Here is a 21,932-nt window from a genome sequence, read left to right as displayed (position 1 = left end):
ACGCGCCCGGCGCACAAGGAGCAGGACCATGGCGAAACGAGCAAGAAGGTGGCGTCCCGGCGCGGCGGGGATGGCCGTACTCGGTCTCACCCTGACCGCCTGCGGTGGGGCGAAGGTCGGCGGCGACTCCGCCGCGGCGGGCGGCAGTTCGGGCAAGTGCGGCACCTTCAACCTCGCGGTCAGCCCTTGGGTGGGCTACGAGGCCAATGCGGCGGTCGTCGCCTACGTCGCGGAGAAGGAACTCGGCTGCAAGGTGGTCGAGAAGGACCTGAAGGCGGAGATCGGCTGGCAGGGGTTCGAGACGGGCGAGGTCGACGTCATCCTGGAGAACTGGGGCCACGACGACCTGAAGAAGAAGTACATCACCGAGCAGAAGACCGCCGTCGACCTCGGCCCGACCGGCAACAAGGGAATCATCGGCTGGTACATCCCCCCGTGGATCGCGAAGAAGTACCCGGACATCACCAACTGGAAGAACCTCGACAAGTACGCCTCGAACTTCAAGACCTCCGAGTCGGGCAGCAAGGGCCAGCTCCTCGACGGCGACCCGTCGTACCAGACCAACGACGAGTCCCTGGTCAAGAACCTGAAACTGAACTTCAAGGTGGTGTACGCGGGCAGCGAGACCGCGCTGATCCAGGCCTTCCGGGACGCCGAGCAGAACAAGAAGTGGGTGATCGGCTACTTCTACGAGCCACAGTGGTTCTTCTCGGAGGTGCCGCTGGTCCACGTCGAGCTGCCCAAGCACACGGCGGGCTGCGACGCTGACCCGGCGAAGGTCGCCTGCGACTACCCCGTGTTCGACCTCGACAAGATCGTCAGCACCCGGTTCGCGAAATCCGGCAGCCCGGCCTACGACCTGGTGAAGAACTTCACGTGGACCAACGACGACCAGAACACCGTCGCCAAGTACATCGCGGTCGACAAGATGACACCGGAAAAGGCGGCGAAGAAGTGGGTCGAGGCGAACCCTGACAAGGTCAAGGCCTGGCTCGGGTAAAGACGCCCCGAAGACCGAGGAACCGAGGATCGCCACGCTGTGAGCGATCCCGACCCAGGCAGGAACTGGTTGTGGTCCCCGCCAACGACCGGGCGTGTCCTGGGCTCGGGGTCACCGTGCGGAGCTCAGTGGCATGACCCTGCGGTACGCCTGCACCGCGATCACCGCGACCACGACATGCATCGCGAGCAGCGCCACCACACCGGTCACCTCGCCCTCCTCGAACAGGAAGAAGTCCGGAACGAAGGACAACACGACCACCGACGGGACGAGTCGGCGGAGCAACCGTTCGGGATCGCGGGAGAACCTGCGGACGAGAGCCCATCCGACCGATCCCGCCAGCACTCCCAGCGCCGTCAGGAAGGCATACGACGAGGGCTTCAACGGGTCGAAGTCCTCGGGCGCACCCAGCATGTGCGCCAGCACAGCGATCAACGCGTTCACCGAAGAGGACAGCACGAAGGCGACGAACACACCTCCCGCCACCACGAGCGGACCCCGAGGTGAAGAAAGCGTCTCAGAGACTGGGGACATGGCAACTCCAGATGGTGAAGGGGAACTCGGTCAGCTCTTGGGACCGCTGCTGGCATTCACGCGCAGAAGGACATGGCCGGCGGCGACGTCGCCACGCCTGTCGGCCGCGCGTCGTGTCGCAGACACGAGGTAGGTGACGGCAGCTGCGAAGGCCAGCAGGGCGGTCCAGTCGTTCAGGCGCAGGCCGAGGATGTGCCGAGGACCTGCCGGTCGGACAGCCCCCGGGCACCGCTCCCCGAACCGAACCCGCGCTGTTCACCCACGGCATGACGGGCTCACCCCGCCCGTTCGCCGGCCTCGCCACCGCCCCGGACGGCTCCCTCCTCCTGTCGGCCAACGGCGAAGGGAGCGTCTGGCGGTTGAAGACCTGACCGGCGCCGCAGACAGGGTCACGGCGGGACCGCAGACAGTTCACACAGAGAAGGTGCACCACATGATCAGTACGGGTCTTGAAGGCCAGGGCGTCGTCGTCACCGGGGCCGCGTCAGGGATCGGCAGGGCCACGGCCCTGAAGTTCGCACAGGAAGGCGCGAAGGTCCTGGTCGCGGATCTCGACCGGGCGGGCGCCGAGGAGACCGTCAAGGAGATCGAGGCGGCCGGGGGAGTCGCCCTCGCGGTCGTCGGTGATCTGAGCGCTCAGCAGGTGGCGGACGAAGTCGTCGAGCGGGCCGTCGGAGCCTTCGGCCGCCTGGACGTCCTGGTGAACAACGCCGGCATCATGGACCGTATGTCCGCGCTCGGCGAGACCGACGACGCCGAGTGGGAGCGCGTCATCCGGATTAATCTGACGGCACCGTTCCTGCTGACCCGTGCGGTCCTGCCCCACATGCTGGCCGCGGGACGCGGTTCGATCGTCTTCACCGCCTCCGAGGCCGGCCTGCGCGGCAGCGCGGCAGGCGCCGCCTACACCGCCTCCAAGCACGGCATCGTCGGCCTGGTGAAGAACCTGGCCGTCATGTACCGGGGGCAGGGTATCCGCGCCAACGCCGTCGCCCCTGGTCCCACCGCGACCAACGTCCGGGTGGACGCCCGTCAGGAGGCTCACGGACCCACCGTCATAGGCCAGTTGATCGGCGCCAACATCGGCCGACGAGGGTCGGCGGAGGAACTGGCCGCCGCCATTGTGTTCCTGGCCTCTGACGCCGCCTCCTTCGTCAACGGCGCCGTCCTCCCCGTCGACGACGGCTGGGTCGCCGTCTGACATGAGCAACTCCATGCACACGACGTATCCCCAGGTCACCACTGCTCACGGACCGGTCCGCGGCGAGCGCCGAGCGGACGGCAGCCTTCGCTTCCTCGGTATCCCGTACGCCCGGCCGCCCGTCGGCGAGCTGCGGTTCGCCGCGCCCGTCCCGCCCGAGCCGTGGACCGAGCCACTCGACGCGACCACGTACGGGCCGACGGCCCAGCGCCGCCCTGTCACCGAGGTCACCACCGTCCCGGAACCCACCGTCCTCGGCGACGGGGTTCTCAACCTCAACGTCTTCACCCCGGACACCGCCCCCGAGGCACTCCTGCCGGTCCTCGTCTGGATCCACGGCGGCGGGTACGTCGCCGGGTCCGCGGCCAGCCCCTGGTACGACGGGTCCGCCTTCAACCGGGATGGCGTGGTCCTGGTCTCCGTCGGCTACCGGCTCGGCATCGAGGGCTTCCTGCATCTCGACGACGCCCCGGACAACCGGGGCGTGCGGGACTGGATCGCCGCCCTGGAGTGGGTCCGCGACAACATCGCCGGGTTCGGCGGCGACCCGGCCAAGGTCACGATCGCCGGTCAGTCCGCGGGTGGCGGTGCCGTGCAGACCCTGCTCGCCGTCCCCGCCGCACGCGGGCTGTTCCGCGGCGCGATCTCCGCGTCCGGCATCCTGATGCGCCCGGACGGACCCGACGTCGCTCGGGCCGCCGCGCGCCTGCTCACCGCCCGCACTGGAGTACCGGCCACGGCCGACGCGCTGCGCGGCCTCGACGCCGACGACCTGTTCGACCTGCGGAACCGGCTTCTCGAGCCGGGGCCGGACCGCGAGGGACTGCCGCCGATGCAGACCCTCGCGCCGTTCGCCGACGGCGCGTTGATTCCGGAACCCGCCTTCACGGCTCTCACCGAAGGCGACGCCGGGGCCGACGTACCGCTTCTGCTGGGCTGTACCGCGCACGAGTTCAACGTGCTGCCGGACCTGCCGGAAGTGCCGCCGCTGCCCGCGCTCCTCGCCTTTCTCGGCCTGGACCCCGCGCGGACGGAGGACTACGAGCACCTGACACCGGACGCGTACTTCGGCCAGGCCCTGACCGACGCCACCTTCCGCGCCCCGGCCCTGGCCGTCGCCGACGCCCGCGCCCAGCTCGAACGCCCCACCTGGCTCTACGAGTTCAGGTGGACCTCGCCGGTGAACGGGGCGGCCTTCCACTGCCTGGACCTGCCGTTCGCCTTCGACCTGCTTGATGCCGAGGGCGTCACCGCAGCGACCGGGACCACGCCCCCGCAGGCCCTCGCACACGCCGTGCACCGGGCCTGGGTCGCCTTCGTACGGGACCAGGACCCGGGCAAGGAGTGGCCGCGCTACTCGGCGGACGAGCGCACGGCGATGGTCTGGTCCGCCGACCCCCACGCCGAGGACGACCCCCTGCGCCAGGTCCGCGCCCTCTGGTCGGCCTGACCGCGGTCTCACCCTCGTACAGGAAGGAAGTCCCGGTGCTCCAACGTCTCGCACACGTCCTCCTCGCAGCCGCGGCAGCCTTCGCGCTGCCCAGCATCCTCGCGGCACCGGCCGACGCTCAGGAAGGGGTCGGGCCCGCCGGGTGTTTTCCTCCCTTGGAGAGTGGGCCGGGTCAGGAGGCGGCTTCGATGGTGACCTTGGTGGCCGTGGCGAGATGCTCGGTGTCGCCGTTCACGCGGCCGAGGATGATCAGGCCGGTGTCGCTGGAGCCGCTGCCTCGGTAGAAGAGGGCCAGGTTGCCCCAGGGCGCGTAATACGCCAGGTCACCGGGTTTGGCTTCGGCGGCGTCCGGGGCGCCGGAGGTGGACAGCCGACGGGGTAGATCAGCGATCTTCTCCGTCTGGTGGAAGTCGCTCAGGTTCAGCGTGAGCGGGAGCAGGGCGGCGAAGTCGCGAGCGGTGGCGCTGTCGTTCAGGGTGGCGTCGACAGGGTGGCCGTCGATGGTGAGCCGGAGGTTCACGGCGGTGTCCTTGTCAGCAGACGGTGAGACTGGGATCGGGGCAGTCGGCGTTCGCTGTGACGCGGAAGCGGAGGACGAGGACGGGGAAGACGGGGACGGGGGCGCCTCGTCGGTACAGGCGGTCACTGCAACCAGTAAGGCGGCCGGGACGGCGCGGGCAAGGCGGGAACGGGTGGTCGAGGTCACGGCATCGTCCTGGGGATTCAGTCGGGCAGGGGTTCGGCGTAGTGGCGGAAGCCGTCGCGCTTGTGGTGGATGTCGTACAGGCGCCGGGCCAGGATCTCGGGGCTGCTGTGCTCGGCGTCGGGGTGGATGGCTCCGGGGATGATCAGCTGGGCGGCGTGGATGTTCTCCGGGGCGAGGGCGTCGTGGAGCATGCGGGCGTAGGCGCTCTCGGCGGCGAAGGCGATCGAGGTGCCGGCCCGGTCGGGGTGGGGGCGTACGGCGCTGCCTCCGTTGACGAACAGCAGGGTGCCGCGGCCGAGTTCGCGCATGCCGGGCAGGACGGCGTTCACCGCCGTGACCGGGCCCTTCACGGAGAAGGCGAGCGGTGCGTCGAGGTCGTCGGCACTGGTGTCGAGGACCGGCTTCATGAAGTCGGCGCGGGGCACGGGGCTGTACTGGAGGATCTCGATCGGCCCCAGGGCCTTCGTGGCCGAGTACAGGGCTGCGTCCAGTGACTCGATGTCGAGGACGTCGGCGGTGAAGCCCCGCGCCTGGATGCCGTCGCGGGCCAGCTCGGCGGTCAGCCCGTCCAAGTTCTCGGCGCTGCGGGAGATGAGGGCAACGGCGTGGCCGGCGGTTCCGAAGCGGCGGGCGATGGCGAGCCCGAGGCCGGGGCCGGCGCCGACGAGGGCGAAGGTGGTCATGGTGTGTCCTTATGGGCGGAGGGGCTCCGCTCAGGGCTTGAGGAGGACCTTGATGGCGCGGCGCTCGGAACCGCCGCGCAGGCCGACGTGAGAGAAGCGTGGACAAAATGCTCCGCGCATGGGTGGGCTTCCTTCGGTGCGAGGGGGGTCACGTGCCGCAGCCGGGGGTCACGCAACAGCTGCTCCATGTCGAGCCTCACACGCCGAGGCAAGAGCGAAAAGCGGAGAAAGACATCCGGGGAGGGAGACATCCTGGGTAGAAACTCTCCCTCCTTCCTCAGGTGCGTTCGGTGTCATGCTGAGCGGCATGACCGGCAATGTTCCCCTCAACGAGCTGGGAGAATTCCTCAAGAAGCGCCGCGCCGAGCTGAGCCCGCTCACCGTCGGACTGCCCGACACCGGCAGACCCCGCCGGGTCGCCGGGCTGCGCCGCGAAGAGGTCGCCCAGCTCGCCAGCATCAGCACCGACTACTACACGCGTCTCGAACAGGGCCGCATGCAGGCGTCCGCGCCCGTGCTGGACGTCCTCGCCCGGGTGCTCCATCTCGACGACGACGAACGCGGCTATCTCTTCCAGCTCGCCGGCAAGACCACCCCCCGCGCCCGCAGCCGCGGACGGCAGAAGGTCCAGGCGCAGCTGCAGCGGGTCCTGGACGACCTCACCGCCACCCCGGCCATCGTGCAGGGTAGGCGCGGGGACATCCTGGCCTGGAACGCGCTGGCGGCCGCGCTGGTCACCGACTTCTCCCGGATCCCGGAGAAGCACCGCAACTACCCTCGGATCAGCTTCACGGATCCGGCCATGCGCACCCTGTACGCCGACTGGGAGACCTCCGCGCGGCTCGCTGTGGCGCAGTTGCGGATGGAAGCCGCGAAGTATCCCGAGGACCCCCGCCTCATCGAGCTGGTCGGTGAACTGTCCCTGCGTGACAAGCAGTTCGCCCAATGGTGGGGCGACCACCGCGTCGCGGCCCGCACCGTGGGCACCAAAACCCTCAACCACCCGGTCGTCGGCGAACTCGTCCTGGACTGGGACACCCTCACCGCCAACACCGACCCCGACCAGCACCTCACCGTCTGGACCGCCGAACCCGGCACCCCCACCCACGAACGGCTGCGCATCCTCGCCTCCTGGGCCGCCGACCAGAATCTGCCGGCCTCTTCCCCTCTCACCTGACCACGGGAACCACACCTGTCGAACGGCAGACGGACGGCGCGATGTGCCCTGCCAGGAGACGAGGCCGTCGTGATCGACGCGCCCCCCAGCACAGCGAAGCCCCCCTGAGCCACCGTGTGCGGGTTGCCTGCCCGTACCGGTCGGCGGGCTCCGGTGAGCGGGTGTGGGTGTCACATACCTCGTCCGCCGATGCCGCCGTCGGGTGCGATCTCGGCGATGCGGGCGAGGTCGTCGGCGGTCAGCTCAAGGTCGGCGGCGGCGATGTTCTGCGCGACACGCTCGGGGCTGCGCGAGCCCGGGATCGGGACGATGTAGTCCTTCTTCGCCAGCAGCCAGGCCAGGGCGAGCTGCGACAGGGTGACGCCCTTGCTCTCGGCGAGCTTGGTGAGCTGGTTGACGATGGAGAGGTTCTGGTCGAAGTTCTCCGGGGCCCACCAGGGAATCATCTGGCGGATGTCGCCGGCGTCGTAGTGGTCGCGGGGCTTGACGGCGCCGCTCAGGAAGCCGCGGGCGAGCGGGGAGTAGGCGACGAGCCCGATGCCGAGTTCCTCCAGCACCGGGAAGAACTGCTCGGAGTCGTGGGCGAAGATCGAGTACTCGTGTTGCAGGACCGAGATCGGGTGCACCGCGTGGGCGCGGCGGATGGACTCGGCGTCGGTGTTGGACAGGCCGAGGTACCTGACCTTGCCGGCGTCGACGAACTCCTTCATCACGCCCACCACGTCCTCGATCGGGACGCTGGGGTCGGGGCCGTGCTGGTAGAGCACGTCGATCACGTCGACGTTCAGGTTGCGGAGGCTGTTCTCGACGACCTCCCGGATGTGCTCCGGCCGCGAGTTCGGAGCGAAGGTCGGGGTGAGACCGAACTTGGTCGCGATGGTCACCTCGTCGCGGATCGGTGCGAGGGCGTGGCCGAGCAGCTTCTCGCCCTCTCCCCAGCCGTACATCTCCGCGGTGTCGAAGTGGGTCACGCCGAGCTCGTGGGCGCGGCGGATCGCGGTGATCGACGCGGTGTCCTCCGAGGGGCCGTAGCCGAAGGCGGTGCCCATCGCGCCGTAGCCGATCTCGGAGACGGTCAGGCCCTGTCGGCCCAGAATGCGCTGCTGCATGAGGTGCTCCCTTATGTCAGACCGAACGGTTCGGTTCGAACGTACAGCGAGTCGGTGGCCTAAGCAAAACCGAACGGTTCGGTTAGGTAAGCTGATCGCATGTCCCCCCGTAGCAGCAGCGACCCCACCAGCGATCGCATCATTGCCGCGGCCACCGCCGAGTTCGCCCGCTACGGCATCGCGGGAGCACGGGTCGAGCGGATAGCCAAGGCGGCCCGAACCGGCAAAGAACGCGTGTACGCGTACTTCCGCAGCAAGGAGGAGCTCTACCGGTTCGTCGCCGGACGGGAACTCGCGGCCATGGCCGAAGCCGTCCAGCTGGATCCCACCGACCTTCCGGGCTACGCCGGCCGCATACATGACCACGCCATCCACCATCCCGAACGCCACCGGCTGATGATGTGGGGCCAACTGGAGCTGCCGGCCGGGGAAACTCCCCCCGATGACCCGCTGCAGGAGTCCCTACGCCGCAAGATCGAGCAGCTGCGCAACGCGCAGGACGCCGGCCACCTCGATCCCGCGTGGGAGCCCGAGGACATCCTGGTGTTCGTCAGCCAGCTGGCCTTGTCGTGGGTCGGCCGGACCGGCCTCACTCCCGTCGGCGAGGAACGCGACGCCTTCCTGGCGGCCCGCCGGGCGGCCATCGTCGCCGCCGTCCAGCGCCTGTTCCCCACCACCGCCAGTGATACGGCCCCCGCAGCCGCTGACTCCTGAGAGAAGACTTCGCCCGGAAGGGAAGGATCAAGACACTTGCTGAGGTAAGGCCGCACCCTACCCGCGACGGCGGCGTGGACCAGCAGCAGCGACCCGGCCGTGATGGGCCACGGATGCGTCAGCCAGGGGGGGGCACGTCCTCACCGTGCCGCAACCCGGCCGACGCTGCCGCCCGCTCACCGCACCGCGTTCGAGGCCCCTTCGCACCATGCCGGCGCCGCGTCCGTCCCCGAAGGTGACACCTGGGACGGCGGTCGCGGGCAGCCACTCCTCCTGGGACCGAATCGTTTAGCCTCCGATCGCGGACATCGGTCGGTCCGGCTGGACGAAGGACGGGTCGTCCAGGCCCGCTCCCGCCTTCTTGCCCCACATCGCCAGCCGCCAGATGCGCGCGATCTCCTCGTCCGGGGCGCCCGAGCGCAGGGCCGCGCGCAGGTCGGTCTCCCCACGGGCGAACAGGCAGGTGCGTATCTGGCCGTCGGCCGTGAGGCGGGTGCGGTCGCAGGCCGCGCAGAACGGGCGGGTGACCGAGGCGATGACGCCGACCCGGTGCGGGCCTCCGTCGACGAGCCAGCGCTCCGCAGGAGCCGAGCCGCGCTTGTCCGCGCCCTCCGGGGTCAGCTCGAACCGCGTGCGCAGGGAGGCCAGGATGTCGCCGGCGGTGATCATGCCGTCGCGCTTCCAGCCGTGCTGGGCGTCCAGGGGCATCTGCTCGATGAAGCGCAGTTCGTAGTCGTGCTCCACCGCCCAGGCCAGAAGGTCGGGGGCCTCGTCGTCGTTCAGGCCCGGCATCAGGACCGAGTTCACCTTCATCGGGGTCAGGCCCGCCTCGCGGGCGGCGTACAGGCCCTCCAGGACATCCTTGTGGCGGTCCCGGCGGGTGAGCGTCTTGAAGACGTCAGGGCGCAAGGTGTCCAGGGAGACGTTGACCCGGTCCAGGCCCGCCGCCTTCAACGCGGGCGCGGTGCGCCTCAGGCCGATCCCGTTGGTCGTCAGGGACATCCGGGGGCGGGGCTCCAGGGCCGCCACCCGCTCCACGATGCCGACCAGACCGGGGCGCAGCAGCGGCTCACCGCCCGTGAAGCGGACCTCCTCGATACCCAGAGAGGTGACGGCGATGTCGATCAGGCGGACGATCTCGTCGTCCGTGAGCAGGTCGGGCTTGGCCAGCCACTGCAAACCCTCCTCGGGCATGCAGTACGTGCACCGCAGATTGCACCGGTCGGTCAGCGAGACCCTCAGGTCGGTGGCCACTCGGCCGTAGGTGTCGATGAGCATGTGTTTCCTGTTCCGCTCACGCCTTCAAAGGAATGTCACAGAAGATCGCACACCGTATGAATGTCCGAAGCAGCACCGGAAAGGCGGTGAATCGGGCCGGTGACCCGGGTCAGGGGCAGGCCGGTGCTCCGGTTGGCGTGGGCGATGATCTCGGCGGTGATGGAGACGGCCGTCTCCTCGGGGGTGTGGGCACCGAGGTCGAGGCCGATCGGGGAGCGCAGCCTGGCCAACTGCTCCTCGGTGACGCCGACTTCGCGCAGGCGGCGGAGGCGTTCGCTGTGGGTGCGCCGGGAGCCCATGGCTCCGACGTAGCCGACGGGCAGGTCGAGGGCGAGCTGGAGCAGGGGGATGTCGAACTTGGCGTCGTGGGTGAGGACGCAGACGGCGGTACGGGCGTCCACGGCCGTCTTCGACAGGTAGCGGTGGGGCCAGTCGACGACCACCTCGTCGGCGTGCGGGAAGCGGGCTTCGGTGGCGAAGACGGGGCGGGCGTCGCACACGGTGACGTGATAGCCCAGGAAGCGACCGGCCTGGCTGAGCGCGGCGGCGAAGTCGACGGCGCCGAAGATCAGCATGCGGGGGCGGGGGGCGGCCGCATGGACGAGGACGGAGAGCTTCTCGGGGCAGGTGTCGGCGTCCCCGCCGAGGGAGAGGAGTGCGGTCCGTCCGGTGCGCAGTTGGGCGGTGGCCCGGTCCGCCACCGCCCGGCCGGTCGGCCCGTCGCCGAGCGTGCGGTCGGCGATCCAACTGTCGCCGAGCACGCTCAAAGTGGCGCCGACAAGGGAGCCGTCGACGACCTGGGCGACGGCGGCGGGCCGGCCCTCGACCGCCTCGGCGAGCGCCGCGCCGAGATGCGGCTGGGCGGCGGGGTCGATGCGCTGGACGAGGACGTCGAGTTCACCGCCGCAGGTCAGGCCGACGGCGAAGGCGTCGTCGTCGGAGTAGCCGAACCAGGCCCGCTGAGCGGGCCCTTGGTCGTGCAGCACCTGCCGGCACAGCTCGTACACCGCGCCCTCGACGCAGCCGCCGGAGATACTGCCGACGGCGTTGCCGCCCTCGTCCACCGCCACCGACGTACCGATGGGCAGGGGTGCGCTGCCAGTGACGTCGACGATGGTGGCCAGGGCGAAGGGGCGTTCCTCGCGGCACCAGCGGTGCAGTGTGTCCGCGATGTTCAGCATGGGGTCTCCAGAACGGACGGTCGCTGTCGCAGAAGGTGGGTCGGGCCGCCGCCGCGTCGACTGGGGCGCAGGCGCGGCGGCGGCCCGGGGAGGTCCGGCAGCCGTACGGGGGTTCGGCTGCCGGACCCGTCCATGGAGGCGGTGTCGTCAGAGCAACGCCTCAGCGGTGATGGGCAGTTGGCGGATCCGTCGGCCAGTGGCGTTGAAGACGGCGTTGCCGATCGCGGCCGCCACGCCCACCTGGACGACCTCGCCGAGCCCCTTGACGCCCAGCAGGTTGCCGGCGTTGTCCTCGCCATCGAGGTAGATCGCCTTGATCTCGGGGACGTCGGCGTTCACGGGCACGAGATAGTCGGCGAGGCTGGCGTTCACGATCCGCCCGTCGCGGTGGTCGGTGACCGTGTGCTCCAACAGCGCCTGGCCGATGCCGCCGACAATCCCGCCGAAGGCCTGGCTCTCGGCGAGCTTGGGGCTGATGATCCGCCCCGCGTCGTACACGCCGAGCATCCTCCGCACCCGCACCAGCCCCAGGTCCGCGTCCACCGAGACCTCGGCGAAGGTCGCGCTGTAGGCGAAGTAGGCGGACCGCTCGGACCCAGGCCCCTGGTAAGAACCGTTCGCCTCCAGGTGGGAGCGGTCGTTGCGGGCCAGCAGGCTCTTGTACGTCTCACCGCGCACCGTGTCGTTCCGCACGTGCAGTCGGCCGTTGCGCACGACCACGTCGTCCGCGTTCACGCCGTACAGTGGCGACTCCCGGTCCTCCACGGCCAGCTTGATCGCCTGCTGCCGCACCTTGTTGCAGGCGTCGACGACAGCCGAGCCGACACTGGCCATGGTCGCCGAACCGCCGTGCGGCGAGGTGAACGGATACTCCGAGTCACCCAGCCGGAACGTGACCGTGCGCATGGTCAACCCAAGGGCGTCCGCGGCCACCTGCGTCTGGGACGTGTACGTGCCCGGCCCCATGTCGGTGGTGGCCGCCTCCACGACCGCCGTGCCGTCGGCATCCAGGCGCGCCCTGGCCTGCGCGGGAAAGCGCCCGCAGTCGTAGGCCCCGGCGGCCATGCCCAGGCCGATCAGCAGGTTCCCCTCCCGTGTGGAGCGCGGCTCGGGGTTGCGGCGGTTCCAGCCGAACTCGCGGGCGCCGACCGTGTAGCACTCGCTCAGTCGCCGGGTGGAGAACGGCTCGTTCGTCGACTCGTCCTCGGCCGGTTCGTTGCGCCGGCGCAGCTCGATCGGATCGATGCCGAGCTCGTGCGCGAGCTCGTCCATGGCCGACTCGATCACGAACGCTCCGGTGGCGAAGCCGGGCCCGCGCATCCAGATCGGGGTGTTCACGTCCAACGGCACCTGCCGGTACGCCTGTCGGACGTTGGGCATGCTGTACATCATCTGGCCCGTGCCCAGGGCGGCCTCGAAGAACGTCTCGTACGACGAGGTCTCGTGGTCGATGTCGTGGATCGCGGCGTTCAGCCGGCCGCGCCGGTCGCTGCCGAGGCGCAGCCGGTACTCGTAGGCCGGCCGGAATCCGGTGCCGAAGTACATCTGCTTGCGCGACAGCACCAGCTTCACCGGGCGGCGCGTCACCCGCGCGGCCAGCGCGGCGACGATCGTGTGCGGCCAGCAGCGCAGGCCGCTGCCGAAGCCGCCGCCGACGAACGGGTTGATGACGCGCACCGCGTCCGCCGGGAGGTCGAAGACCGCCGCGATCTCGTCGTGCGTGCCCATCACCCACTGCGTCTTGTCCCACACCGTGAGCCGGTTGCCCTCCCAGCGGGCGACGGTGGCGTGCGGCTCCATCGGGTTGTGGTGGTTGCGGGCCAGTTCGTACTTCAGGTCCAGCCGCACCGCCGAGGCAGCCAGACCGGCCTCCGCGTCCCCGCGCGCATAGGGCGTCGGCTCGCCCGGTTCGGCCTTGGTGAGGTCGGTCGAAGGCTTTTCGGCGTCGTAGCGGACCTTGACCAGGCTCGCCCCGTGCTGGGCGGCCTCCAGCGTGGTGGCCACCACCACGGCGACCGGCTGACCGTGGAAAAGCACCCGGTCGTCCTGGAAGACCCGCAGCCTGCGCCCGGGCGGGTTGTTGGAGCCGGCGTTGTCGCGGTACGGCAGCTTCGGCGCGTTGCCGTGGTGGATCACCCGCAGCACGCCCGCGTGTTTCTCGGCGGAGCGTGTGTCGATGGAGGTGATCCGGCCGCGGCCGATGCTCGCGTCGACCATGACGGCGTGCACGGCACCCTTGATGTCGTGCTCGGCGGCGTACTCCGCCTTGCCGGTGACCTTGAGCCGGCCGTCCACGCGGGACAGCGGCGCACCTACGGCTGCCTGCGGCTGGGGGCTCATTCCATCTCTCCTACGGTGCGCAGCTGGCGTTCGACGGTTCGCTTCAGGAGCTCGACCTTGAATCGGTTGTGCTGGAGGGGGCGAGCGCCGTCGACCGCGTGACTGGCAGCCTCGGCCCACAGCCGGTCCGAGGGGCGCTCGCCGATCAGGGCTCGCTCGACGGCGGACAGCTTCCACGGCACGGTGGCCACACCGCCGGCGGCGACCTTCGCCTCGCGGATCACGCCGCCGCGTACATGCAGCGCGACGGCCGCCGAAGCAAGCCCGAACGAGTAGGACTGCCGGTCGCGGATCTTCAGGTAGGCCGACTTGAGCGGACGCGGGAGCGCCGGGATCTCGACCGCCGTGATCAACTCGCCCTGCCGGATGTTCTGTTCGCGCTGCGGGGTGCTGCCGGGGCGGAGCAGGAAGTCGGCGAAGGGGAGGCTGCGCTCCTTGCCGTCCGGGGCCTGCAGGTGGACGGTCGCCTCCAGGGCGGTGAGGGCGACGGCGAAGTCGGAGGCGTGAACGGCCACGCAGTGATCGGAGCCGCCGAGGATCGCGTGGCCGCGGTTGTAGCCGTGCAGCGCGGCACAACCGGAGCCGGGGTCGCGCTTGTTGCAGTCGGCGGTCACGTCACGGAAGTACGTGCAGCGGGTGCGCTGCATGATGTTGCCGCCGATGGTGGCCATGTTCCGCAGCTGGGCCGAGGCGCCCCGCAGCGCCTGGGCGGCCACCGGGTAGAGGGAGTTCAGCTTGGGGTCGGCGGTGGCCACGGACATCGGGACCAGGGCGCCGATGCGGATGCCCCCGCCCGCGGTGGCGGTGATGTCACGCAGGGGCAGCGCGCTGATGTCGACCACCGTCTCGGGGGTTTCGACGGTCTCGCGCATCAGGTCGACGAGGGTGGTGCCGCCGGCGATGTAACGGCCGCCGCGCCTGCCGGCGTCCAGGGCTTCCCGGACACTGTTCACGCGGGTGTAGGCGAAGGGATACACGGGCCGCTCCTTACTTCCGGGCGGCGGTCTGCTCGACCGCGCGCACGATCTTGACGTAGCAGCCACAGCGACAGACGTTGCCGCTCATGTACTCCCGGATCTCCTCCGGCGAGTTGGTGTGGCCCTCCTGGATGCATCCGACGCCGGACATGATCTGGCCCGGAGTGCAGTACCCGCACTGGAAGGCGTCCTCGTCGATGAATGCCTGCTGCAGCGGATGCAGTTCGTCGCCCTTGGCCAGGCCCTCGATCGTGGTGACCTCGGCGCCCTCCAGCCGCACGGCAAGCGTCAGGCAGGAGTTGACCCGCTGCCCGTCGACCAGCACCGTGCACGCCCCGCAGGCCCCGGCGTTGCAGCCCTTCTTGGAGCCGGTCAGGTCAAGGTGCTCACGCAGCAGGTCCAGCAGCGAGGTCCGGTTGTCCACCGTCACGGTCCGACGGGTGCCGTTGACCGTCAGGGAGACACGGGTGGAGGGTGCGGCCCCAGCGGCGGTCGCCTCCTCGGAGCCGGCGAGGAACGTTCCTCCAGCCACCACGACACCGCCCACCGCGGTGCTGGTGGCGATGAAGGTGCGCCGGCTGGGCCCGGAGGTGGACTCACTGGCTCCGGTGGGGGGAGGGACAGCAGATTCAGGGAGTTCAGAGGACATGCATACGCCTTTGCATCACGGACGGATCAGTCGTGTACACCAGCGGGAGACAAGGCACGGGATCAACGCCACCGCGGGAAACAGGGTGACCGCTCGCCTCGAAAAGGCGGCTGATCACGCGGGAAGTCTTGCACCACCGACACCATCCATGACAGGGAGAGTTTTATCCCCCCTTGCTTTCCCTTGACATTCCCTTGGATTTCTCGACCGCGAGTGCGTGGTAAGCGAGCGGCCTTTCGAGAGCATGACAAGTCACCCGCCCCTCGAAGTTGAAGCCCAGCTCCACGGCACCGCGCAGGAACCGGACGGCCTCGTCCGGGTCGCGTGGCTCGCCTCAGACAGCGGGGTCCGTCAGCTGCATGGCGCCGTAATCGAGACGGTTGACCGTCAGGTCGCCACCCAGGTCGAAGGTGCCCGAGGCGGCGGCGGGACGCTCGGCGGGCTGCGTGCTCATGGAGGTCCGCTGAGAGAGTGCGAAAATCCAGAAAAGTCGGGGCGACACTTTCTTGCGTTGATCGCCACCGGCTGCCTCGTCGAGCCCTGTACCGTCGCTCGGCCGGGAAAAGGGGATGATTTCCGTCCAGGAAGAATCGGTCCGGGAAGCAAGGCTTCGGCGTAGTTGGGAGACATCCGGTTCGTGATGATCTGCCAGCTCAGATGGCGTGATGCGCATCGTCCGCTTTTGTCAGTCACGGCGGGCAGTGGGCCCCGGCGGCCCACTGCCCGCGTACGCATGGTGCGTCGGCGTCAGTCCTTGGTCTGTGTGGCCGGATGCGACGTGTTCCGGCCATGGCCAGCACTGGGGTCGGGGGTCCGTCGGGCCGCCGCTCGGCCGGCCCCTTCGCCCGCCGTGAGGAAGAGCACGGCGAACAGCAGCAGGGCCGTGCCGGTGAGGACGACCCCGTTGAGCCGCTCGCCCAAGACCAGGACGCCAATGACCGCCGCGGTGAGCGGCTCGACCAGGGCGACCACGGAGGCTGTGGTCGCCCGTACGGCTCCGAGGCCGACGAAGAACAACGTGTACGCCAGCGCCGTCGGCACCGCCCCCAAGTAGAGGATCAGGCCCAGGGTCCAGGCCGCACGCTCCATGTCGGGCAGGATGCCCTCCAGCAGAGCCATCGGCAGAAGGCAGACCGTGCCCACCGCGAAGCCGGTCACCGTCGCCTCGAACGCGCCACCGGCGTTCTTCCGGCCGGAGAAGCGGCCCAGCAGAGTCACGCCCGCGTAGCCGGCTGCGGAGAGCAGCGCATACCCGATGCCCAGGAAGGGTGCAGGGCCGGTACTCCCGTCCGCGCCGCCCATCAGTAGCACCAGGCCGATGACGCCGCTCACTACGGCGGCGGTTCCGGCGGCGCCGGTACGCTCGCCCAGGGTGAGCCGGGCTCCGACGGCGACCAGTACGGGACCCGAGCCCAGGGTCACCACCGTGGCCACGGTCAGTCCGGCCTCTTGCACGGAGGCGAAGTAGGCCGTTTGATACACGGCCAGCCCGAATCCTGTGACCAGGGCTCGCCGTGGATCCGCCGCGTACGTTGCGCGCAGCGAGAGCGCCGTCTCCGGCCGCCGGGTCCGCCGGACCAGATGAGCGGTCAGGAGCAGCCCGAGTCCGGTCAGGAATCGCCAGAAGGAAACGGAGATGGGGCCGATCCCGCCGACGTCGTACAGTTCGGCGGCCACAGCACCGCCAGTACCCCACGCTGTGGCCGCGATCGCGACGTAGAGAACACCCTGCCGAACAGCCAGGGCAGAAGAGGACTGCAACTGAGATCTCCTCGAATGATTGCCAGCACGATCTCTTCCGTGGGCAACCCACACAGCCATCCCGGCACCTCGGGATGGCTGTGGACGACTGCCCGCCTTAAGCGGCGGGCGGCGGAGGCGTCAAAAACAGCTGCATGTGACCACGCTACCCGGCAACGGGGACAGGCGTCCCGGCATATTCAAGTGACGCATTGACGCCGAATCAGCCACCGGGCGTTGGCCTCTTCGAACTGGGGATGGCGCCTTCTTCTTTGCCGAAGCCGTGGCCAGGCCGTGGTATGCGGCAGCGTGGCCGAGACGCCCCGGGCTGCTATCGCAATGACCTGCCAGCTGAGCGGTCGCCCGAGAACGAGACAGGCACGGGCTCCCAAGATCATGGATTCCTCGACGCCTCGTGATTTCAAGTGGAAGCCCGTGCCTGCCGACGCATCATCGCCAATCCAACCCGCTCTTGACCAACTCCGCGGCCATCCACAGGTCGAACCCGCAGACGTGCCGGGCCTGTTGGAACGGCTGGCCGAGGTGCCCGACCCGCGTGATCCGCGCGGGGTGCGACACGCCCTGACCGCCGTGCTCGCGCTCACCGCGTGCGCAGTACTGGCCGGGGCGAGGTCATTGTTGGCGGTCGGCGAGTGGATCGCCGACGCCCCGCCGCAGGTGCTGCAAGCTGTCGGCGCGCATCCCGATCCGCTGCTGCCTGCGGAATCGACGGTTCGCCGACTGCTGGCGAGGATCGACGGCGACGCTCTGGATCGAGCCGTGGGCCGCTGGCTCGCCGACCGCTGTACCCGCATCGCGCGCGGTCTGCGCGCGGTGGCAGTGGACGGCAAGAGCCTGCGTGGAGCGGCCAAGGCCGAAGGCCGGAAGATCCACCTGCTCGCCGCCCTGGACCACACCACCGGCCTGGTAGCAACTGCGGCGACGACCGCGTCGTCGCCCTGCTGATCGGCCCGCTTCCCGCCTCTGCCCGTCTGCTCGCCGATGGGAAGCGCAAGTGCCTGGGGCAGGAGGCGGTGGCCGTCAGCTCGCGGGACTGGATCAGCGGGGGATGACGCATCGCCAGGGACGGGGTCGTTGCGCCCATCGGCAGATCGGTGGAGAGCGTCAATCGTCAAGCCGGCCCGGTCGGAAGGCCGAAGCACCTGCGATCTGCACCAGCCGCGATGCCATCGACCCGCCCGGATCCTGTTGCGCATGATCGTCACCTCCGTGGCGAAGCAGGAGTTGTCGGGGCCTGCGCAGGTCACCTCTGTGGCACCGCTTTGCCGGAGCGTTTGGAAGCCGACGGGCGGCGGAGCCGGTGCCGGACGACCAGGACGGAGCCGGCAAGCAGTCCGAGGGAGAGAAGCGTCAGCCGGCCGGCGATGGACGGGCAGTCCGACGGCGGGTCGTAGCCACCGGCCTCGAGGCCCGCCTGACGCTCGAAGTGGTTGAACGCCCCGGGGAAGAGCGCCTCGTCGAGGGCGTACAGCGCGGGGAAGGCAGCAGGCCCCGCAGCGAGCGAGAAGGCCGCCCACTGGTCGGTGTGCCGGGCCTCGTGCTCCGCCAGGCTTCGCATGCGTGGAGTGTCCGCCTCCATTCGCTGGTCGGTGAGGAAGACGGTGCCGAACATGGTGCCGGCGCGAACGACCCCGTCGTCCAGAACCATGGCGGTCGTCCCGTTGTCGCAGCGGTACAACTCGCCGCCCTTGCCGACGCCGTAGAGCAGGGCCGCTCCGGACACCGGCGCGGCGACGACTGTGCGAGTGGCCTCCCACAGACCGCCGCCGCTGACTGCCGCAGTGCCGTAGGCATCGCCGGGAGGCTGGACGGTCCGCACCGCGCAGGGGCGGAAGTCGGCGACGGCGCCGACCACGGCGAAGGAACCGGCACCCGCCAGTTGCGCCGCCGCCCCGACGGCGACCACCCCCAGGCGGAACCGGGACGGCACCCGCCCGCGCAGCGTGCCGACGGCGGCGAGGACGAGGCCCACAAGGCCGCCGCAGATCAGGCACGCGGCCCACCACAACACCCTGCGGATCCTGGAGTGGCCTGGCCGCGCGGCGGGCGGCTGTTCCTCCGGAACGACCGGCTGCCGCTGTGGGACGAGTGTGGGAACGGGCCGGTCCAGCGTGGATGTTGTCATGGGTGCTTCTCGGCGCTGGGGAAGAAGATCTTGCTCATCGTTCTGCGGGGCGCCGCCGGAGGCGGAGCGCGGGGATCAGGTTCAGGAGCAGCCCGGTGGCCGCGACGCCGGTGACCAGGTTCAGGCCGGGCCGGTAGGCGGTGAAGTCGCCGCCGCTGTCGCCCGCTTGGGCGAGCATGGCGGTGAGTACGGCGAGGACGAGGGCGGCGCCGACCTGGCCGGAGGTCTGCACGAGGCCGGAGGCGAGGCCCTGTTCGGAGTCGTCGATGCCTTCCGTGGCCTGGGCCGTGATCGCGCTGTAGCCGAACGCGAAGCCGCCGCCGAGGAGGATCAGGGACGGGAACATGGCGAGCAGGTAGTCGGGTGAGGAGCCGGCCGTGACCAGGAACCAGACGTAGCCGAGGGTCGACGAGGTCATCGAGGCGATGATCAGCGGTGCTGTGCCGAAGCGATCGACGAGTCTGCCGGTGAGCGGCGAGCCCACGGCGACGATCAGGCCGACGGGCAGCAGCGCGAAGGCCATGCGCAGCGGCGACCAGCCGCGCCCGTCCTGCAGGAACAGGGTCATCATGAACTGGAAGCTGATGTAGGAGCCCATGAGCGCGATCATGCTGAGATTGGCCCGGACCGTGCCGGCCTGGCGCAGGATGCCGAAGCGGACCAGCGGGTTGCCCACCCGCTGTTCGATCAGGACGAAGGCGAGCAGCAGTACACCGGCGAGGCCGAAGGAGCCGAGCGTCGCCGCCGAGGTCCATCCCGTGGTGGGAGCGGTGACCACGGCGTACACGGCGAGCAGCATCCCGGCGGTGAGGGTGACCGCGCCGGCCGGGTCCTGGCCGCCGCTCTCGGTGCGCCGGTCGTGAGGGATCAGAAGCAGGCCGACGATCAGCGCGAGCAGCGCGAGCGGGACCGGCATGAGGAAGGTCCAGCGCCATCCGATCCCGGTGAGGAGGCCCCCGAGGATCAGGCCGGAGGAGTAGCCGAGGGCGCCGAAGAGGCTGAAGACCGACAGGGCCCGGTTGCGCTGCGGGCCCTCCGGGAAGGTCGTGGTGAGGATGGACAGGCCGGCCGGCGCGGTGAACGCGGCGGCCAGGCCCTTGACGAAGCGGGTGGCGATCAGCAGCAAGCCGTTGTCGACCAGGCCGCCGAGCAGCGAGGCGGCGGCGAAGACGGCCAGCGCGATCAGGAAGACCCGGCGGCGTCCGAGCAGGTCGGCGGTACGGCCGCCCAGCAGCATCAGTCCGCCGTAGCCGAGGACGTAGCCGTTGACGATCCACTGCAGTGAGCTGGTGGCCAGGCCGAGGTCATGGCCGATGGAGGGCAGGGCGATGCCGACCATGGAGACGTCGAGGCCGTCGAGGAACAGCACCAGGCACAGCACGGCGAGGACGCACCAGAGGCGGGCGGTCCAGCGCGGTGGGGCAGCGGGCGGCAAGGTCCCAGGGCGGGACTGTGTCAGGGACATGGGGAGGTGGATCTCTTTCCTGGCAGATGAGCAGGCCGGTCGGACGCCTCGGCGCTGAGGAACCGTCGGAAGAGGGCCGGACCGGGGCGGGAGCGCGCGGCGCGGTCGGCCTCGTGACGAGCGTGCCAGGAGATGCCGTACACGAAGAAGGGAGAGCCTCTTCCTGGGCGTGGGCCGCGTAGGAGAAAAGCCTCCCCCTTTGAAGGGAATGGGGAATATCGGGGACGGTCAGGCGGAGCTGCCGCTGGTGGAGCGGCTGGGGTCCGCCGCCCAGGACGCCAGCATGCGCAGGCTGTCGTGGGTCGGGGTGCCGGATTCGGCGGTCCAGACGATGATCTGGAGGTCGGGGTCGGCGGCCCAGGTGACCGCGTTCCAGTCGAGATGCAGATCCCCGACCACGGGGTGGCGCAGGTGCTTGGTCCCGGTGTCCCGGACGGCGACGTTGTGGGCGCCCCACCACTTGCGGAACTGGTCGTCCTGGACCGAGAGTTCACCCACCAGAGCGGCGAGCTGCTTGTCCCCGGGGTTGTTCGCGTTGTGCATCCGCATCTGGGCGATGGCCAGCCGGGTGACACCCTCCCAGTCCGCGTACAACTCGCGCATCGCGGGATCGGTGATGAGCAGCCTGATGTAGTAGCGCTGCTTCTCGGGGATCTTCCCGAAATCGGTGATCAAGGCCGCGCCCATGGCGTTCCAGGCGACGATCTCGGTACGCGGCCCGATCACGAAGGCGGGAGTGTGCGCCATGTCGTCGAGCATCCGCTGCAACTGCGGCTGTGCCTTGAGGCGCGGCTGCCGGCGGGGAGGGCGGAAATCGTCCTTGGCCGCAAGCTCGTACAGGTAGGCACGCTGATCGTCGTCCAGGCGCAGCACCCGGGCCAGGGACTCCAGCACGGACGGCGACGGCTGGATACGGCCCTGTTCGAGGCGGGCGTAGTAATCGGTACTGATGGCCGCCAGCACGGCGACCTCCTCCCGGCGCAGGCCCGCGACGCGCCGCGAGCCGCCGTCGGGCAGGCCGACGGCGGCCGGGTCGAGCTCGGCGCGGCGCGCCTTGAGGAATTCCCCCAGGTCGTGGCGGTGAGGATCGCGGTTCATGCCATCACCTTGGCATCGGAGAGCGGCGTTGTCAGGGGGAGAGATTTGTCCCTGGAAGTCCTCACCGTCAAGATGACGCGGGGCCGACGGTCGTCACCCGCGGGTTCAGCGGACGCGGGTCCACTTCCCGTGAAGCTGGACGAACTCGCCTCCGATGACGGAGCTGGCCATGCAGGTCCCCTCGGTGTAGTCCTCGATGTGGGTGACATGGTCGCCGGCGTCGGGTTCGGTCCAGCGCACGACGTACAGGCCGTCGCGGAGCCGGGTGGTGGTGTACTCCATCGTCTGCTTCCGGCCCTTGATGGCACCGCCCGTCACCTCGAAGCTGACCTGGGTCGCCGAGTCGAAGGTGATCTCCACCGTGAAGTGGCCGAGCGGCGTGTCCGGGCCGAGGTCCGCCAGCCAGGTCTGCCCCACGCTGGGGAGGGTCGCGTTGCCGTCCATCAGTGCTGCCTCTTTCTGCTTTCTGTGACGATCTTCTGTG

At 69.8% G+C, this 21,932-nt stretch carries 21 protein-coding genes and 1 pseudogene; 7 read left to right on the top strand and 15 right to left on the bottom strand.

The window, feature by feature from the left end; translation table 11 throughout:
- The first annotated feature begins 28 nt into the window (after positions 1-28).
- On the top strand, positions 29-1,000 hold the full coding sequence (locus tag IE263_RS33490; RefSeq protein WP_189941659.1) for an ABC transporter substrate-binding protein: 972 nt from the start codon (positions 29-31) through the stop codon (positions 998-1,000).
- Positions 1,001-1,111: 111 nt separating this feature from the next.
- Here the strand turns inward: IE263_RS33490 and IE263_RS33485 are convergent, their stop codons facing one another.
- The gene (locus IE263_RS33485) at positions 1,112-1,534 is read right to left on the bottom strand and encodes a DUF6069 family protein (RefSeq protein ID WP_189941658.1); all 423 of its coding nucleotides are present in this window, start codon (positions 1,532-1,534) and stop codon (positions 1,112-1,114) included.
- Between the two features lie 185 nt (positions 1,535-1,719).
- Here IE263_RS33485 and IE263_RS50140 point away from each other — a divergent pair.
- From IE263_RS50140 to IE263_RS33475, 3 genes and pseudogenes are all read left to right on the top strand, one after another.
- Positions 1,720-1,905 (top strand): annotated as a pseudogene (locus IE263_RS50140) (hypothetical protein); the annotation flags it as partial.
- 62 nt (positions 1,906-1,967) lie between these two features.
- The gene (locus tag IE263_RS33480) at positions 1,968-2,735 is read left to right on the top strand and encodes an SDR family NAD(P)-dependent oxidoreductase (protein ID WP_189941656.1); all 768 of its coding nucleotides are present in this window, start codon (positions 1,968-1,970) and stop codon (positions 2,733-2,735) included.
- A 13-nt stretch (positions 2,736-2,748) separates the two neighbouring features.
- Positions 2,749-4,185, top strand: coding sequence for a carboxylesterase/lipase family protein (locus tag IE263_RS33475; protein WP_189941654.1), 1,437 nt, complete (start codon positions 2,749-2,751; stop codon positions 4,183-4,185).
- Positions 4,186-4,357: 172 nt separating this feature from the next.
- On the opposite strand, the gene IE263_RS33470 is transcribed toward IE263_RS33475, so the two are convergent.
- Both IE263_RS33470 and IE263_RS33465 read right to left on the bottom strand, forming a co-directional pair.
- A complete protein-coding gene (locus IE263_RS33470) occupies positions 4,358-4,705 on the bottom strand; it encodes a cyclophilin-like fold protein (protein ID WP_229911307.1) in 348 nt (115 codons plus the stop codon).
- Between the two features lie 203 nt (positions 4,706-4,908).
- A complete protein-coding gene (locus tag IE263_RS33465) occupies positions 4,909-5,574 on the bottom strand; it encodes an SDR family NAD(P)-dependent oxidoreductase (protein ID WP_189941650.1) in 666 nt (221 codons plus the stop codon).
- Positions 5,575-5,869: 295 nt separating this feature from the next.
- Between IE263_RS33465 and IE263_RS33460 the strand changes: the two genes are divergently transcribed.
- Positions 5,870-6,751: a helix-turn-helix domain-containing protein gene (locus IE263_RS33460; protein ID WP_189941648.1), complete on the top strand. Its 882-nt coding sequence runs from the start codon at positions 5,870-5,872 to the stop codon at positions 6,749-6,751.
- Positions 6,752-6,921: 170 nt separating this feature from the next.
- Here IE263_RS33460 and IE263_RS33455 read toward each other — a convergent pair whose 3' ends face one another.
- Positions 6,922-7,860, bottom strand: coding sequence for an aldo/keto reductase (locus tag IE263_RS33455; RefSeq protein ID WP_189941646.1), 939 nt, complete (start codon positions 7,858-7,860; stop codon positions 6,922-6,924).
- Between the two features lie 99 nt (positions 7,861-7,959).
- Between IE263_RS33455 and IE263_RS33450 the strand changes: the two genes are divergently transcribed.
- Positions 7,960-8,574, top strand: coding sequence for a TetR/AcrR family transcriptional regulator (locus IE263_RS33450; RefSeq protein ID WP_189941644.1), 615 nt, complete (start codon positions 7,960-7,962; stop codon positions 8,572-8,574).
- A 288-nt stretch (positions 8,575-8,862) separates the two neighbouring features.
- On the opposite strand, the gene moaA is transcribed toward IE263_RS33450, so the two are convergent.
- From moaA to IE263_RS33415, 7 genes are all read right to left on the bottom strand, one after another.
- Positions 8,863-9,852: a GTP 3',8-cyclase MoaA gene (gene moaA / locus IE263_RS33445; RefSeq protein ID WP_189941642.1), complete on the bottom strand. Its 990-nt coding sequence runs from the start codon at positions 9,850-9,852 to the stop codon at positions 8,863-8,865.
- Between the two features lie 35 nt (positions 9,853-9,887).
- A complete protein-coding gene (locus IE263_RS33440; RefSeq protein WP_189941640.1) occupies positions 9,888-11,033 on the bottom strand; it encodes an XdhC family protein in 1,146 nt (381 codons plus the stop codon).
- A 147-nt stretch (positions 11,034-11,180) separates the two neighbouring features.
- The gene (locus tag IE263_RS33435; RefSeq protein ID WP_189941638.1) at positions 11,181-13,373 is read right to left on the bottom strand and encodes a xanthine dehydrogenase family protein molybdopterin-binding subunit; all 2,193 of its coding nucleotides are present in this window, start codon (positions 13,371-13,373) and stop codon (positions 11,181-11,183) included.
- The gene (locus IE263_RS33430; RefSeq protein ID WP_189941637.1) at positions 13,370-14,350 is read right to left on the bottom strand and encodes an FAD binding domain-containing protein; all 981 of its coding nucleotides are present in this window, start codon (positions 14,348-14,350) and stop codon (positions 13,370-13,372) included. The genes IE263_RS33435 and IE263_RS33430 overlap by 4 nt, the downstream gene beginning before the upstream one ends.
- Before the next feature lie 10 nt (positions 14,351-14,360).
- Positions 14,361-14,999 (bottom strand): (2Fe-2S)-binding protein, encoded by a 639-nt coding sequence (locus IE263_RS33425; RefSeq protein WP_189941635.1) that lies wholly within the window; start codon positions 14,997-14,999, stop codon positions 14,361-14,363.
- Between the two features lie 334 nt (positions 15,000-15,333).
- Entirely contained in the window at positions 15,334-15,672 is a 339-nt protein-coding gene (locus IE263_RS50135) for a hypothetical protein (protein WP_373312164.1), read from the bottom strand.
- A 74-nt stretch (positions 15,673-15,746) separates the two neighbouring features.
- Positions 15,747-16,676: a DMT family transporter gene (locus tag IE263_RS33415; RefSeq protein WP_229911306.1), complete on the bottom strand. Its 930-nt coding sequence runs from the start codon at positions 16,674-16,676 to the stop codon at positions 15,747-15,749.
- A gap of 576 nt (positions 16,677-17,252) precedes the next feature.
- On the opposite strand from IE263_RS33415, the gene IE263_RS33410 reads away from it, so the two are divergent.
- A complete protein-coding gene (locus tag IE263_RS33410) occupies positions 17,253-17,705 on the top strand; it encodes a transposase family protein (RefSeq protein WP_229911305.1) in 453 nt (150 codons plus the stop codon).
- 298 nt (positions 17,706-18,003) lie between these two features.
- Here the strand turns inward: IE263_RS33410 and IE263_RS33405 are convergent, their stop codons facing one another.
- From IE263_RS33405 to IE263_RS33390, 4 genes are all read right to left on the bottom strand, one after another.
- Positions 18,004-18,885, bottom strand: coding sequence for a hypothetical protein (locus tag IE263_RS33405; protein ID WP_189941632.1), 882 nt, complete (start codon positions 18,883-18,885; stop codon positions 18,004-18,006).
- A gap of 34 nt (positions 18,886-18,919) precedes the next feature.
- Complete coding sequence (locus tag IE263_RS33400; protein ID WP_189941631.1) at positions 18,920-20,350, bottom strand: MFS transporter; 1,431 nt, start codon at positions 20,348-20,350, stop codon at positions 18,920-18,922.
- Between the two features lie 228 nt (positions 20,351-20,578).
- Positions 20,579-21,448, bottom strand: coding sequence for a helix-turn-helix transcriptional regulator (locus IE263_RS33395; RefSeq protein WP_189941630.1), 870 nt, complete (start codon positions 21,446-21,448; stop codon positions 20,579-20,581).
- A 105-nt stretch (positions 21,449-21,553) separates the two neighbouring features.
- Positions 21,554-21,892, bottom strand: a complete 339-nt coding sequence (locus IE263_RS33390) for a MoaF-related domain-containing protein (RefSeq protein WP_189941629.1) — start codon at positions 21,890-21,892, stop codon at positions 21,554-21,556.
- Positions 21,893-21,932 lie beyond the last annotated feature (40 nt).

The sequence above is a fragment of the Streptomyces aurantiogriseus genome, from assembly GCF_014649375.1.
GTDB classification, from domain to species: Bacteria; Actinomycetota; Actinomycetes; order Streptomycetales; family Streptomycetaceae; genus Streptomyces; species Streptomyces aurantiogriseus.
This window is presented reverse-complemented; position numbering and strand designations above follow the sequence as displayed.